At 65.6% G+C, this 13,351-nt stretch carries 13 protein-coding genes and 1 tRNA gene; 8 read left to right on the top strand and 6 right to left on the bottom strand.

Going from position 1 to position 13,351, the window contains the following annotated elements:
- Window positions 1-48: 48 nt before the first annotated feature.
- From CCZ28_RS19415 to CCZ28_RS19405, 3 genes are read left to right on the top strand one after another with little or no spacing between them, the layout of a single operon-like run.
- Complete coding sequence (locus CCZ28_RS19415) at window positions 49-1,020, top strand: YbgA family protein (protein WP_140220454.1); 972 nt, start codon at window positions 49-51, stop codon at window positions 1,018-1,020.
- Window positions 1,010-1,954: a MerR family transcriptional regulator gene (locus tag CCZ28_RS19410; protein WP_167509260.1), complete on the top strand. Its 945-nt coding sequence runs from the start codon at window positions 1,010-1,012 to the stop codon at window positions 1,952-1,954. The genes CCZ28_RS19415 and CCZ28_RS19410 overlap by 11 nt, the downstream gene beginning before the upstream one ends.
- Window positions 1,951-3,375 (top strand): cryptochrome/photolyase family protein, encoded by a 1,425-nt coding sequence (locus tag CCZ28_RS19405; RefSeq protein WP_140220453.1) that lies wholly within the window; start codon window positions 1,951-1,953, stop codon window positions 3,373-3,375. Before CCZ28_RS19410 ends, CCZ28_RS19405 begins: the two co-directional genes overlap by 4 nt.
- A 26-nt stretch (window positions 3,376-3,401) precedes the next feature.
- Here CCZ28_RS19405 and CCZ28_RS19400 read toward each other — a convergent pair whose 3' ends face one another.
- The 6 genes from CCZ28_RS19400 to hemA form a co-directional block, all read right to left on the bottom strand.
- Entirely contained in the window at window positions 3,402-3,926 is a 525-nt protein-coding gene (locus CCZ28_RS19400) for an acyloxyacyl hydrolase (protein WP_140220452.1), read from the bottom strand.
- A gap of 151 nt (window positions 3,927-4,077) precedes the next feature.
- Window positions 4,078-4,869, bottom strand: a complete 792-nt coding sequence (gene murI / locus CCZ28_RS19395) for a glutamate racemase (RefSeq protein WP_140220451.1) — start codon at window positions 4,867-4,869, stop codon at window positions 4,078-4,080.
- Window positions 4,862-5,617: a molybdopterin-synthase adenylyltransferase MoeB gene (locus CCZ28_RS19390; RefSeq protein ID WP_140220450.1), complete on the bottom strand. Its 756-nt coding sequence runs from the start codon at window positions 5,615-5,617 to the stop codon at window positions 4,862-4,864. The genes murI and CCZ28_RS19390 overlap by 8 nt, the downstream gene beginning before the upstream one ends.
- Window positions 5,611-6,441 (bottom strand): peptide chain release factor N(5)-glutamine methyltransferase, encoded by an 831-nt coding sequence (gene prmC / locus CCZ28_RS19385; RefSeq protein WP_140220449.1) that lies wholly within the window; start codon window positions 6,439-6,441, stop codon window positions 5,611-5,613. Before prmC ends, CCZ28_RS19390 begins: the two co-directional genes overlap by 7 nt.
- Window positions 6,442-6,444: 3 nt before the next feature.
- Window positions 6,445-7,527: a peptide chain release factor 1 gene (gene prfA, locus CCZ28_RS19380; RefSeq protein WP_058773252.1), complete on the bottom strand. Its 1,083-nt coding sequence runs from the start codon at window positions 7,525-7,527 to the stop codon at window positions 6,445-6,447.
- Window positions 7,524-8,792, bottom strand: a complete 1,269-nt coding sequence (hemA, locus tag CCZ28_RS19375; protein ID WP_140220448.1) for a glutamyl-tRNA reductase — start codon at window positions 8,790-8,792, stop codon at window positions 7,524-7,526. Before hemA ends, prfA begins: the two co-directional genes overlap by 4 nt.
- A gap of 245 nt (window positions 8,793-9,037) precedes the next feature.
- Between hemA and CCZ28_RS19370 the strand changes: the two genes are divergently transcribed.
- The 5 genes from CCZ28_RS19370 to CCZ28_RS19350 all read left to right on the top strand — a co-directional run bounded on the left by CCZ28_RS19370 (window position 9,038) and on the right by CCZ28_RS19350 (window position 13,316).
- Window positions 9,038-10,762 carry a tetratricopeptide repeat protein gene (locus CCZ28_RS19370; protein ID WP_140220447.1) on the top strand — a complete coding sequence of 575 codons (1,725 nt, stop codon included), beginning with the start codon at window positions 9,038-9,040 and terminating at the stop codon, window positions 10,760-10,762.
- Complete coding sequence (gene lolB, locus CCZ28_RS19365; protein WP_437179234.1) at window positions 10,762-11,376, top strand: lipoprotein insertase outer membrane protein LolB; 615 nt, start codon at window positions 10,762-10,764, stop codon at window positions 11,374-11,376. Before CCZ28_RS19370 ends, lolB begins: the two co-directional genes overlap by 1 nt.
- Window positions 11,373-12,233, top strand: a complete 861-nt coding sequence (ispE, locus tag CCZ28_RS19360; protein WP_140220445.1) for a 4-(cytidine 5'-diphospho)-2-C-methyl-D-erythritol kinase — start codon at window positions 11,373-11,375, stop codon at window positions 12,231-12,233. Before lolB ends, ispE begins: the two co-directional genes overlap by 4 nt.
- A 25-nt stretch (window positions 12,234-12,258) precedes the next feature.
- A tRNA-Gln gene (locus CCZ28_RS19355) sits at window positions 12,259-12,333 on the top strand.
- A 41-nt stretch (window positions 12,334-12,374) separates the two neighbouring features.
- Window positions 12,375-13,316 (top strand): ribose-phosphate pyrophosphokinase, encoded by a 942-nt coding sequence (locus CCZ28_RS19350; protein WP_017641089.1) that lies wholly within the window; start codon window positions 12,375-12,377, stop codon window positions 13,314-13,316.
- Window positions 13,317-13,351: the final 35 nt, after the last annotated feature.

Genomic DNA, 13,351 nt, shown 5'->3' with positions numbered 1-13,351 from the left:
TACAAATAGATAAGCCTTGTACAAGAAAATCCACGACAGGGGACTGCCATGCTCAACACCTCTCCTTCCAGCCTGCCGCGTCCGCGTCTGGGCATCAGTGCCTGCCTGCTGGGTGACGAGGTCCGCTACAACGGTGGGCACAAGGAATCCCGTCTCTGCAGCCAGACCTTCGCCGAACACTTCGACTTCGTACGCGTCTGCCCGGAAATGGCCGTGGGTCTCGGTACGCCGCGTGAACCCATCCGCCTGGTGGGTGACGCCCAGGCGCCGCGCGCCGTCGGCACCGTCGATCCCAGTCTCGACGTGACCGCGGCGCTCACCGGCTACGGCGAGAAGATGGCCGCCGAACTCACCGACCTGTCCGGCTTCATCTTCATGCAGAAATCGCCCTCCTGCGGCATGGAGCGGGTCAAGGTCTATCACGCCAACGGCCAGGGGAGCGACAGCGACGGCCGCGGACTCTTCGCCGCCGCCATCATGCGTCTACGACCGGACCTGCCGGTCGAAGAGGCCGGTCGGCTCAACGATCCCGTGCTGCGGGAAAACTTCGTCACCCGCGTGTTCGCCCATGCCCACTGGTTACAACTGAAGCAACAAGGTCTGACGCCACGGACGCTGCTGGCCTATCATTCCCGCTACAAGTACCAGCTCATGGCCCATGATCCGCATCGGGCCCGAGCCCTCGGCCAGTTGGTCGGCAGCCTCGGCCAGCGCAACCTGGACGAGCTGGGTCAGGAGTACTTCAGTGGCCTGATGAGTGCACTGAAAAAGTGCGCGACCCGTGGCACCCACTGCAATGTGCTCTATCATCTGTTCGGTTACCTGCGCCGTGCCTTGAGCGACAGTGAGAAGCAGGAGATGCAACAGTTGATCGAGCAGTACCACGAGGGGACCGTCCCGCTGGTCGTCCCCCTGACGCTGCTCAAGCATCACTTCCGCCAGCATCCGGATCGTTACGTGAACGAGCAGGCCTATCTACAACCGCATCCCGAACGTCTGAGTCTGCGAAATGCTATCTAGCGCTACCCCTTCGTCTTCGCCGCCGCGCAGTGAAGATCAGGACTATGACTCCGCCCTGCACGAAGGGTGGCTCCCCATTCGCGAGATTGCCCGGCGGACCGGCGTGAACGCCGTGACCCTGCGCGCCTGGGAGCGCCGCTACGGCCTGTTGGTGCCCAAGCGCACCCCTAAGGGGCATCGGCTATACAGCGAAGCCCATGTGGTGCGGGTGCAGCAGATCCTTGCCTGGATCGCTCGCGGGGTGGCGGTCAGCCAGGTCAAGGGGCTGCTCGACGAACAACGCCCCGCGGCGATTCCCAGCGACACGCCCTGGCAGGGCATCCACCAGGAAATGATGGACGCCATCGGCCGCCTGGCTTCCCGGACCCTGGACGAGGCCTACAACCGTGCCGCCTCGCTCTATCCACCCCGCGTGTTGCTGGACCAGTTGCTGTCACCGCTCCTGCGGGAGCTGGAACGCCTCTGCCAAGCCACCGACGATGGTCGTCTGCAACAGGTGTTCTTCCACTCCTGGCTGCGCAGCAAGCTGGGCGCCCGCATCTATCACAGCCAGCACAGCCTGCGCGGTTCGCCGCTGGTGCTGCTGAACCTCGACGAGACGCCGATGAACGTCTCGCTCTGGCTGTGCGCCTGGCTGATCAGCGCGGCGGATTGCCCGGTCGAACTGGTGGAGTGGTCGATCCCGGCCGCCAATCTGGATCGCCTGGTCGAGCAACTCGATCCCCGCGCGCTGATCCTCTGCCGCGACAGCCGTCCCGACAGCGATCTGCGGCGCCAATTGCAGGCATTCGCCAATCGGCATGCCCGGCCCTGCCTCACCCTGGGCGCCCTGGGCGAGTCCCTGACCGCCGACGCCGCGCCGGCGCGCAGTCCGGGCGAAGCCTTCGATCGCCTGCAGAGTGCGGGGCTGTTGCGTCAGGAACGCTATGCATGAGTCAGCTCGTTTGGTTTCGCACCGACCTGCGCGTTCATGACCACCCCGCCCTCCATGCCGCCGCCGAACGCGGTCCGGTGACCGCCGTCTTCCTGCTGAGCCCAGCGCAATGGCAGGAACACGACGAGGCAGCGGTCAAGGTCGACTTTTGGCTGCGCAACCTTGCCGAGCTGGGCAAGGCACTGCAGGTCCTGGGTATCCCGCTACTGATCCGCACCGCGGAGCGCTGGGCGCAAGCACCCCAGGTGTTGCTCGAGTTGGCCCAGGAACTGAGCCTCGACCAGCTGCATTTCAACGATGAATACGGCCTGAACGAAGCGGCGCGCGACGAGGCCACCGCTCAGGCCTTCGCAGAGGCCGGCCTGAAGGTCCATCGCTACCTGGACCAGACCCTGTTCGCCCCGGGTACCGTGCTGACCAAGAGCGGCGGCTATTTCAAGGTCTTCGGCCAGTTCAAGAAGACCTGCCTGAGCCGCTTGGAAATGGGTCTCCCCACACCCCTATCGGCACCGCGCAAGCAGAAATCACCCAGCACTCCGGCGGACACCCTGCCAGACACTATCGACGGCTTCGCAGCGACCAGTGCGGAGCTAAAGAAGCTCTGGCCAGCCGGCGAAACGGCAGCACGCGAGCGACTACAGGCCTTCATCCGCGATGACCTGTACGACTACCACCAGGCCCGTGATATCCCGTCCGAGCCTGGCACCAGCCAGCTATCGGCCTACCTGAATGCCGGTGTGCTGTCGCCACGCCAATGCCTGCACGCGGCGGTCGAGGCCAATCAGGGGCAACTCAGCGGCGGCAGCCAGGGGGCGACCACCTGGATCACCGAATTGCTCTGGCGCGAGTTCTATCGCCATGTGCTGGTGGGTTATCCCTGGGTCTCGCGCCATCAACCCTTCAACCGGGAACTCGCCGCCCTGCCCTGGCGCGACGATCCCGCGGGCCTGGCGGCCTGGCAACAGGGACGTACCGGCATTCCCATCATCGATGCGGCCATGCGGCAGCTGTTACAGACCGGCTGGATGCACAACCGCATGCGTATGCTGACCGCCATGTTCCTCTGCAAGAACCTGCTGATCGACTGGCGCGAAGGCGAACGCTGGTTCATGAGGCACCTCATCGATGGCGATCTGGCGTCCAACAATGGCGGCTGGCAGTGGAGCGCCTCCACCGGTACCGACTCGGTGCCCTACTTCCGGGTATTCAATCCCCACACCCAGGCGCTGAAGATCGATGCCCGAGGCGACTATGTGCGCACCTGGGTACCGGAATTGGCTGCGCTCAAGGGTAAGGCGGTGCATACCCCGGGTGCGCGCTACTTGAGCCCGCTGGTGGATCTGGGCGAGAGTCGTGAGCGCGCCCTGGCCGCCTATCGCGGCATGGCGCGCAAGAAGACAGAAACGCAAAAGCCGGACTAAGTCCGGCTTTCTCCATCCCAGCCGGTTTACAGGCTGTGGCTGTAGAACAGCGCGTACGACTCGATACCCTCGTTGGGCTGCTTGATGCCCGCGTTGGAATAGTGGGTCGCGCGGATGCCGACGCGCTGGGTCTCGCCGAACTTCAGACCCAGACCGAGACGGTCCTCGAAGTTGAAAGCGGACCCCAGGTCCTGCTCACCGACCTTGGTACTGGAGAACAGGGCGACGCCGATACCGGCTTCGACGAAGGGCTTCACGTACCCCTTGCCAAACTCGTAAACGAACACCGGCGCGAAGGACAGCGAGTGCTCGCCGGAGGAATGACCGCTCTCGCCTTCCCAGTAGGTGTAGCCCGCATCCCAGTAACCGGTCAGACGGCCCGTGGAGCTTTCCCACCAGCTCTTGTCCCAGTTCCAGCCGGCACCGATGCGATAGGTCATGCCGCTCTGGCTGGTCGCTCCGACCGCACCGGTGATCTCGGCAGCCTGTACCGACGCCACTCCACCCAGCGAAAGCGCGGTGGCTACTGCGAAGGAAAGCAATTTGTTCATGAGAGTGCCCTTGTGAATGTTTCTAGTTTTTACGAACTGTCAGCATTGACCGTGAAGTCGTGAAGGGGTTCACAGGCTTCGGTATTTTACCTACAGGGTTGGATGCTAGCCGCTGGCAGGGGCTTTGGCGAGCGGAACCCTGGCAAAAAAGTCAGACGAACGCCTTTACCTCGGCACCTGCTGGCCACAGTTGGGGCAGCACCGCGACCAGGGCGTGGGGATCGCCCGAGGTCCAGAAGCGTGTCGGCCCCACCGGCCCTGTCGCCAGGCGATCGCTCGCCTCCAGCAGGCTACGCAATCGGCGCGCCACGGCGGCACCGGTGTCGACCAGGATGACCTCGGGCGGTACCAGTTCGGCCAGCAGCGGCCGCAGGAAGGGATAGTGGGTGCAGCCCAGGATGAGGGTGTCGCAGCCGGCAGCCAGCAACGGCTCGAGGAAGCCCTGCAGCAACAGGCGCGTCTCGGGGCCGTACAGATCACCGCGCTCGACCTGCTCCACCAGACCCGGACACGGCTGGGTGAGCACCTGGACGCCGTGGGCGAAGCGGTCCAGCAGGGCGGCGAACTTGGCGCTCTGCAGCGTGCCGGTGGTCGCCAGCACCCCTACCACGCCATTGCGCGTGGCGGCCGCCGCCGGTTTCACCGCCGGCTCCATGCCGACGATAGGCCAGTCGGGATAGCGCTCGCGCAGATCGGCGACCGCCGCCACCGTCGCGGTATTGCAGGCCACCACCAGCGCCTTGGCACCCTGCTCGCGCAGCCGTGCCGCGATCAGTTGGCAGCGTTCGCGAATAAAGGCGGGGGTTTTCTCACCATAGGGAATATGGCCGCAATCGGCCACGTAATGCAGGGTTTCCGCCGGCAACTGGTGCCTGATCTCCGCCAGCACCGACAGGCCGCCGACGCCCGAGTCGAAGACCCCGACCGGTGCCTCGTCAGCCATGGCGCGCGCCGCATACCGGGCAGCCCGGATCGCGCTTGACCCGCAACTCGCGGAAGCGACTACCCGCCGCATCCACCAGCAGCAGGCGGCCGACCAGCGGCTCGCCGAATCCGGCCAGCAGTTTCAGCGCTTCGAGCGCCTGCAGACTGCCCACCAACCCGACTACGGGGCCCAACACCCCGGCTTCGCTACAACTGAGTTCCGCCTCGCTGCCCTCGCCATAGAGGCAGTGGTAGCAGGGGCTGTCGGCGCGGCGCGGATCGAAGACACTGAGTTGGCCTTCCAGGCGGATGGCCGCGCCACTCACCAGGGGCCGTCCCTTGGCGACACAGGCGGCGTTCACCGCGGCGCGGGTGGTGAAGTTGTCGGAGCAGTCCAGCACCAGATCGACCGCCGCTACCCGCGCCGCCAGGCTGTCGGCATCCAGCGCCTCGCGCAGCGGCACCAGGCGCACCTCGGGATTGAGCGCCGTCAGACGTTGCAGCGCCGAATCCACCTTGCCCTGGCCGATCAGGGTTTCATCGTGCAGCACCTGGCGTTGCAGATTGCTCAGGTCGACGCGGTCGAAGTCGGCCAGGTGCAACTCGCCGACCCCGGCAGCGGCCAGGTAGAGCGCCACCGGCGAGCCCAGACCACCGAGGCCGACGATGAGCACCTTGGACTCCTTGAGTCGCAACTGCCCGGCGATGTCCACCTGGGCGAGCAGGATCTGCCGGCTGTAACGCAGCAGTTCGCCGTCGCTCAGCATGGCCAGCAACCTCCGCTGATGCGTTCGTGACCGCCCAGGTCCTGGCGACTCTCGACCTCGGCGAAGCCCTGGCGCACCAGCAACTCGCGTACCGCGGCGGCCTGCTCGAAGCCATGCTCCAGCCACAACCAGCCACCGGGCTGCAGGTGAGCAGGGGCTGTCGTGATCAGTTCGCGGATGTCGTCCAGGCCGTCGGCACCGGCCACCAGGGCGCTGCGCGGTTCGAAGCGCACGTCGCCTTGGTCCAGATGATGATCGCTACCAGCAATGTAGGGTGGATTGCTGACGATCAGCGCGAAACGTTGCCCGGTGAGGGTGGCGAACCAGTGACTCTCAGCGAATTGGACATTGCCCAGGCGCAGCCGCTCGGCATTGCGCTGCGCCAGGGCCACCGCCGCCGGGATGCGATCCACGCCGCTGACCTGCCAGCGCGGCCGCTCGTGGGCCAGGGCCAGGGCGATGGCCCCGGTGCCGGTGCCCAGGTCCAGAACCTGCGCATCTTTGGCCAAGGGCAGCGCCAGGGCGGTTTCCACCAAGATCTCGGTGTCGGGGCGGGGAATCAGGGTGTCGGGGCTCACTTCCAAATCCAGCGACCAGAAGCCCTGGTACCCGAGGATATAGGCCACCGGTTCACCCTGGCGGCGTCGTTCGAGATCGCTCTGGAAGCGCGCCAGGGCCTCGCGTGGCACCAGCTTTTCCGGCCAGGTGCGCAGGTAGCTGCGCGGCTTGTCCAGGGCGGCGGCGAGCAGCAACTCCACGTCGAGTCGCGCGCTGGGCGAATCCGGCAACTGGGTCTCGCGCAACAGGGCGCCGATGGTGGCCATGGCTCAGTCTCCCAGCGCGGCCAACTGATCGGCCTGGTATTCCTGCAGCAGCGGATCTATCACCTGCTGGACATCGCCATTCACCACCTCGCCCAGGGAATAGAGGGTCAGGTTGATACGGTGATCGGTCACCCGGCCCTGGGGAAAGTTGTAGGTACGGATGCGCTCGGAGCGGTCGCCGGAACCCACCAGCAACCGGCGGGTGTCGGACATTTCCTTGTGCGCCGCCGCTTCCTGCTGGTCGTTGAGCTTGGCCGACAGCCAGGCCATGGCCTTGGCGCGATTCTTGTGCTGCGAGCGCTCTTCCTGGCACTCCACCACGATGCCGGTGGGCAGGTGGGTGATACGCACGGCGGAGTCGGTCTTGTTGACGTGCTGACCGCCCGCGCCGGAGGAGCGATAGGTGTCGACGCGCAGATCGGCCGGATTGATCTCGATGGTTTGCTGCTCGTCGGGCTCGGGCAGTACCGCCACGGTACAGGCCGAGGTGTGGATGCGGCCCTGGGACTCGGTCTCCGGCACCCGCTGCACCCGGTGCGCACCGGATTCGAACTTGAGCTTGGCGTAGACGTTGTCGCCCTCGACCCGGGCGATGACTTCCTTGAAACCGCCATGCTCGCCCTCGTTCTCCGAGAGCACCTCGAGGCGCCAGCCCTGGCGCTCGGCGTAGCGCGAATACATGCGGAACAGGTCGCCAGCGAAGATCGCCGCCTCGTCGCCACCGGTGCCGGCGCGGATTTCCAGGAAGACGTTGCGTCCGTCGTTGGGGTCCTTGGGCAGCATCATCCGCTGCAGCTCGTCTTCCAGCTCCTGCAGGCGCGCCTTGGCGCTGGCCACCTCTTCCTCGGCCATCTCGCGCAGGTCCGGATCGCTGTCCTTGAGCAGCGCCTGGGCGCCCTCCAGGTCGGCCTGCACCTTGCGGTATTCGCTAAAGGCCTGGCTCACCGGCTCGAGTTCGGCGTACTCCTTGGAATAGGCGCGGAACTGGGTCTGGTCGCTGATGACATCGGCGTCGCCCAGCAGCGCGGTCAGCTCCTCGAAGCGGTCCTGCAGACCATCGAGCTTGTGCAACAGAGAGGTCTTCATGTCTTGTCCAAACCCTCGTCGAGGGCGAAGAGTTCCTGGGCCAGGGTCAGCGCATCGACGCGCCCCTCGGCGGATAGTTTCTTGAGCTGCACGCTGGGGGCATGCATCAGCTTGTTGGTGAGGCTACGCGCCAGGGCCGCCAGGGCTTCCTGGGGATCGGCACCGTTGGCCAGTTGCCGCTGGGCGCGGGCCAGTTCGTCGTCACGGATCTGCTCGCCCTGCTGGCGATAGGCACGCACCACGTCGACCGCGGCGCGCTCGCGCAGCCGCTGCATGAAATCCTCGACCCCGGCCAGCACCAGCTTCTCGGCAGCCTGGGCAGCGCCCTGGCGACTCTTGAGATTCTCGGCCACCACCTCGTGCAGATCGTCCACCGTATAGAGGTAGACGTCCTCCAACTCGCTCACCTCGGGCTCGATATCGCGCGGCACGGCGATGTCGACCATGAAGATGGGCTTGTGCCGACGCTGTTTGAGCGCCCGCTCCACCGCGCCCTTGCCGAGGATGGGCAACTGGCTGGCGGTGGAGCTGATGACGATGTCGCTGTTGACCAGTTCGTCGGGAATATCGGCCAGCAGCACGGTATGGGCGCCGAATTCCTCGGCCAGATGGCTGGCCCGCTCCAGGGTGCGGTTGGCGACGACGATACGGCGCACGCCCTGCTCGTGGAGATGACGGGCGACCAGGGTGATGGTCTCGCCGGCGCCGATCAGCAGCGCCTGGCTGCGGCTGAGGTCACTGAAGATCTGCTTGGCCAGGCTGACCGCGGCGAAGGCCACCGACACCGGGTTCTCGCCGATGGCCGTGTCGGTGCGCACCGCCTTGGCGGTGTTGAAGGTGGCCTGGAACAGCCGTCCCAGCAGCGGGCCGACGGTACCCGCCTCGCGCGCCACGGCATAGGCCGACTTCAGCTGGCCGAGGATCTGCGGCTCGCCCAGCACCATGGAATCCAGGCCCGCCGCCACCCGCATCATGTGCCGTACCGCGGCCTCATCCTGATGCAGATAGATGCTGGCGCGCAGCTCCTCCAGCGGCACCCGGTGATACTGGGCGAGCCAGGCCAGCACGGCTTCCGCCAGGGCGGGCTCCAGCTCCAGATAGAGTTCGCTGCGGTTGCAGGTGGAGAGAATGGCCGCTTCGCGACTGTGAGTGGCCTGCTCCAGCTGACGCAGGGCCTCGACCGTTTGCTCCGGGGTAAAAGCCACGCGTTCGCGCACCTCAACCGAGGCGGTCTTGTGATTGATGCCGAGCGCGAGAAAGGCCATGGACGCAAGCAGTCGAGCGAAGGAGGAAAGCCGGACATTGTCCTACGCGCGAGCGGTGGCGACAACCAGCAGCGACGAGCCGTCGGACAATGGCGCTCATAGCCTGGGCAAATGAATCTTGCCGGACAAAAGGCGTCAACAGCCTCGACCACCGCACGGTGTAGCCCGTCGCTACGCTTGCGAGACGCGGCCACGACAACTCTTGTGGCATGATGGACCGACTGTAAAAAGGCCGCCCCGACCCTATGACCAGATACCTTGCGCTGCTGACGACCGCCCTGCTGCTCGCCGGCTGCCAGAACCTCGGCCGTCAACCGACGCCCGCCGCCGCCATCCCGCCGCCCACCGCCAAGACGAGCACGCCGCAACCGGCCGGCTCCTTCCGCGAAGACACCCTCTACGACCTGCTGGTCGCCGAGCTGGCCGGCCAGCGCAACCGCTTCGACATCGCCCTGACCAACTACGTCGAACAGGCCAAGTCGACCCAGGACCCGGGTGTCGCCGAGCGCGCCTTCCGCATCGCCGAGTACCTCGGCGCCGATACCCCGGCGCTGGAAACCGCGCAGATCTGGGCCCGCAACGCGCCGGACAACCTCGATGCCCAGCGCGCCGCCGCCATCATGCTGGCCCGCGCCGGGCGCTACGATGAATCCATGGCCTATATGGAGAAGGTGCTCCAGGGCCAGGGCGATACCCACTTCGATTTCCTCGCCCTGTCCGCCGCGGAAACCGACGAGACCACCCGCGCCGGTCTGCTCAAGAGCTTCGACCGCCTACTGACCAAGTACCCGCACAACGGCCAGTTGCTGTTCGGCAAGGCGCTGCTGCTGCAGCAGGACGGCCGCCCCGACGAGGCGCTGAAATTGCTGGAGCGCAATCCGGCGGCCAAGCGCGAAGTCGCCCCGCTGCTCCTGCGCGCGCGCCTGCTGCAAAGCGAGGGCCGTAGTGTCGAGGCCCTGCCGCTGCTGGAAGCCGGCATCCGCCAGCATCCGGAAGATCGCCGCCTGCGCCTGGCCCACGCCCGCCTGCTGGTCGAACTGGATCGCCTAGACCAAGCCAAGCGCGAATTCGCCGAACTGGTCACCCAATTCCCGGATGACGACGACCTGAGATTCTCCCTGGCACTGGTCTGCCTGGAGGCCCAGGCCTGGCAGGAAGCCCAGGTCTATCTCAAGGAGTTGATCGCCCGCGGCAGCCATGTGGACGCCGCCCACCTCAACCTGGGACGCAGCTACGAAGAACTCGACCAGCCCGAACAGGCCATGGCCGAATACGCCCAGGTCGGTCCGGGCACCGATTACCTGGCCGCCCAGCAGCGCCAGACGGAAATCCTGCTGGAAGCCGGGCGCACCGCCGAGGCGCGCCAGCGCCTGGCCGAGGCCCGCAAGCGCCAGAGCGAATACGCCGTGCCCCTCTATCTGCTGGAAGTCGAGGGCCTGGCCGCCGTCGACCAGACCGCCCTCGCCGGTCAGACCGTGCAACAGGCGCTGCAGCAGTATCCCAACGACCTCAACCTGCTCTACGTCCGCTCCATGCTGGCGGAAAAGCGCGGCGATCTCGGCCAGTTGGAAAGCGACCTGCGCTACATCATCGCCCATGATCCGGACAACGCCATGGCGCTCAATGCCCTGGGCTACACCCTGGCCGACCGCACGCCGCGCCTGGCCGAGGCACGCCAACTGATCGACAAGGCTCATCAACTGAGCCCGGACGATCCGGCCATCCTCGACAGCATGGGCTGGATCCGCTATCGCCAGGGCCAGTTGGCCGACGCCGAAAGCTACCTGCGCCAGGCCTTCGAACGCTTTCCCGATGCGGAAGTGGCGGCTCATCTGGGCGAAGTGCTCTGGGCCCAGGGCAAGCGCAGCGAAGCGCGCAAGGTCTGGCGCGCCGGCTTCGACGCCGACGCCGACAACCCCGTCCTGCGCAGTACCCTCAAACGCCTGACCGGAAGCGAAACCCTCAGATGATCCGCGTGCGCACTCTCTTCACCCTGTTCCTGCTCGCCCTGCTGGCCGGTTGCGCCACCTCTCGCCAGGAGACCGTGGAAGGCCAGGGCAACGCCGCCCAGTGGCAGGCCCACAAGCAACGCGTCGCCGCCATCAACGGCTGGCAGATCGACGGTAAGGTCGGCATCCGCTCCCCCCGCGATTCCGGTAGCGGCACTCTGTTCTGGCTACAGCGCCAGGACTATTACGACATCCGCCTCGCCGGCCCCCTGGGGCGCGGCGCCACCCGCCTCACCGGGCGCCCGGGCGCCGTGACCCTGGACGTCTCCGGTCAGGGCCGCTACGAGGCCGATTCGCCCGAGACCCTGCTGGAACAGCAGCTTGGCTGGCGCCTGCCGGTCTCCCATCTGTTCTGGTGGGTGCGCGGCCTGCCCGCGCCGGACAGCCGCAGCCAGATCACCCTGGATGCCGACAGCCACCTGGCGCGCCTGGTACAGGACGGCTGGACCGTCGAATACACCCGCTATACCGAGCAGGACGGCTTCGCCCTGCCCGAGCGCCTGAAACTCTCCGGCAAGGACCTGGAAGTCATCCTGGTAGTGAAGAGCTGGCAGCCGCGCGAGCTGGGCAAATGACCGCGGCTCCTGCCTTCACCCTGCCGGCACCGGCCAAACTCAATCTGTTCCTGCACATCCTCGGTCGGCGGCCGGACGGCTATCACGAACTGCAGACGCTCTTTCAATTCCTCGACTGGGGCGACGACCTGGGCTTCGCCCGACGTGACGACGGGACCCTGCACCTGCACGACGGCCTGCCCGGCGTCGCCCCCGAGCAGAATCTCATCCTGCGCGCCGCCCGCCTGCTGCAACAGGAAAGCGGTACCACGCAAGGCGCCGACCTCTGGCTGACCAAGCGCCTGCCCATGGGCGGCGGGATCGGCGGCGGCAGTTCGGACGCCGCCACCACCCTGCTCGGCCTGAACCATCTCTGGGGCCTCGGCGCCAGTCTGGATGACCTGGCGGCCCTGGGCCTGCGCCTGGGCGCCGACGTCCCGGTGTTCGTCCGCGGCCAGGCCGCCTTCGCCGAGGGCGTGGGCGAAAAGCTCACGCCGGTTATGCCACCGGAACCCTGGTATCTCGTGGCCGTACCGCAAGTCTCTGTAAGTACAGCAGAAATTTTTTCCGATCCGCTGTTGACACGTGACACTCCCGCCATTAAAGTTTGCGCCGTTCTCGAGTGGTCAGGTCGAAACGACTGCCAGAGTACGGTCGAGAAGCGTTACCCAGAAATTCGTAACGCTTTGATCTTGCTAAACAAATTTGTTTCAGCTAGATTAACCGGCACTGGAGGTTGCATATTTGGAAGCTTTCCAAATAAGACCGAAGCTGATACAGTAGCGAGCCAGCTACCAGCATCACTTCCAGGCTTCGTAGCCAAGGGCAGCAACGTTTCGATGTTGCACCGAGCGCTGGCAAGTCTGACCAGAGAATGAGTACAGCTAGTACTCTGCAAGATACAGGGGCGTCGCCAAGCGGTAAGGCAGCAGGTTTTGATCCTGCCATGCGTTGGTTCGAATCCAGCCGCCCCTGCCATTTTCCTTCCAAGACCCACCTCAAGCCGCAGGAACTGCAGCGTGTCCAAGATGATGGTCTTCACGGGGAACGCCAACCCCGATCTGGCACGGCGCATCGTGCGCCAGCTGCACATCCCTCTCGGTGACGTCTCCGTCGGAAAATTCTCCGATGGCGAGATCAGCGTCGAAATCAACGAGAACGTGCGCGGCAAGGATGTCTTCATCATCCAGCCTACCTGCGAGCCGACCAACGATAACCTGATGGAACTGGTGGTGATGGCCGATGCCTTCCGCCGCTCCTCGGCTACCCGTATCACCGCAGTCATCCCCTATTTCGGCTATGCGCGCCAGGATCGCCGTCCGCGTTCCGCGCGGGTCGCCATCAGCGCCAAGGTCGTGGCCGACATGCTGACCGTGGTGGGCATCAACCGGGTGCTCACCGTCGATCTGCACGCCGACCAGATCCAAGGCTTCTTCGATATTCCCGTGGACAACATCTACGGCTCCCCTGCCCTGGTGGACGACATCGAAGATCAGCGTTTCGAAAATCTGATGATCGTCTCCCCCGATATCGGCGGCGTGGTGCGTGCGCGTGCCGTGGCCAAGAGCCTGGGCGTGGACCTGGCGATCATCGACAAGCGTCGTCCCAAGGCCAACCAGTCGGAAGTGATGCACATCATCGGTGACATCCAGGACCGCACCTGCGTGCTGGTCGACGACATGGTCGATACCGCCGGCACCCTGTGCCACGCGGCCAAGGCCCTGAAGGAACACGGCGCCGCCAAGGTACTGGCCTATTGCACCCACCCGGTGCTGTCGGGTCGTGCCATCGAGAACATCGACAACTCCGTGCTGGACGAGCTGGTGGTGACCAACACCATTCCGCTGTCCGCTGCGGCCCAGGCCTGCAGCCGGATCCGCCAACTGGACATCGCTCCGGTAGTGGCCGAGGCCGTACGCCGGATCAGTAACGAAGAATCCATCAGCGCGATGTTCCGCTAAGGAACAGCCGCTCTGGAAGCGCCCCGGAAGGCCAT

The organism is Pseudomonas oryzihabitans, from assembly GCF_006384975.1.
In the GTDB taxonomy this organism is placed as follows: Bacteria; Pseudomonadota; Gammaproteobacteria; order Pseudomonadales; family Pseudomonadaceae; genus Chryseomonas; species Chryseomonas psychrotolerans_B.
This window is presented reverse-complemented; position numbering and strand designations above follow the sequence as displayed.

Coding starts and splice junctions, on each gene's coding strand:
- CCZ28_RS19415 (WP_140220454.1), top strand. CDS start 49: ATGCTCAACACCTCTCCTTCCAGCCTGCCGCGTCCGCGTCTGGGCATC.
- hemA (WP_140220448.1), bottom strand. CDS start 8,792: ATGGCCTTTCTCGCGCTCGGCATCAATCACAAGACCGCCTCGGTTGAG.
- CCZ28_RS19410 (WP_167509260.1), top strand. CDS start 1,010: ATGCTATCTAGCGCTACCCCTTCGTCTTCGCCGCCGCGCAGTGAAGAT.
- ispE (WP_140220445.1), top strand. CDS start 11,373: ATGACCGCGGCTCCTGCCTTCACCCTGCCGGCACCGGCCAAACTCAAT.
- CCZ28_RS19400 (WP_140220452.1), bottom strand. CDS start 3,926: ATGAACAAATTGCTTTCCTTCGCAGTAGCCACCGCGCTTTCGCTGGGT.
- prmC (WP_140220449.1), bottom strand. CDS start 6,441: ATGGCCACCATCGGCGCCCTGTTGCGCGAGACCCAGTTGCCGGATTCG.
- prfA (WP_058773252.1), bottom strand. CDS start 7,527: ATGAAGACCTCTCTGTTGCACAAGCTCGATGGTCTGCAGGACCGCTTC.
- CCZ28_RS19370 (WP_140220447.1), top strand. CDS start 9,038: ATGACCAGATACCTTGCGCTGCTGACGACCGCCCTGCTGCTCGCCGGC.
- murI (WP_140220451.1), bottom strand. CDS start 4,869: ATGGCTGACGAGGCACCGGTCGGGGTCTTCGACTCGGGCGTCGGCGGC.
- CCZ28_RS19405 (WP_140220453.1), top strand. CDS start 1,951: ATGAGTCAGCTCGTTTGGTTTCGCACCGACCTGCGCGTTCATGACCAC.
- CCZ28_RS19390 (WP_140220450.1), bottom strand. CDS start 5,617: ATGCTGAGCGACGGCGAACTGCTGCGTTACAGCCGGCAGATCCTGCTC.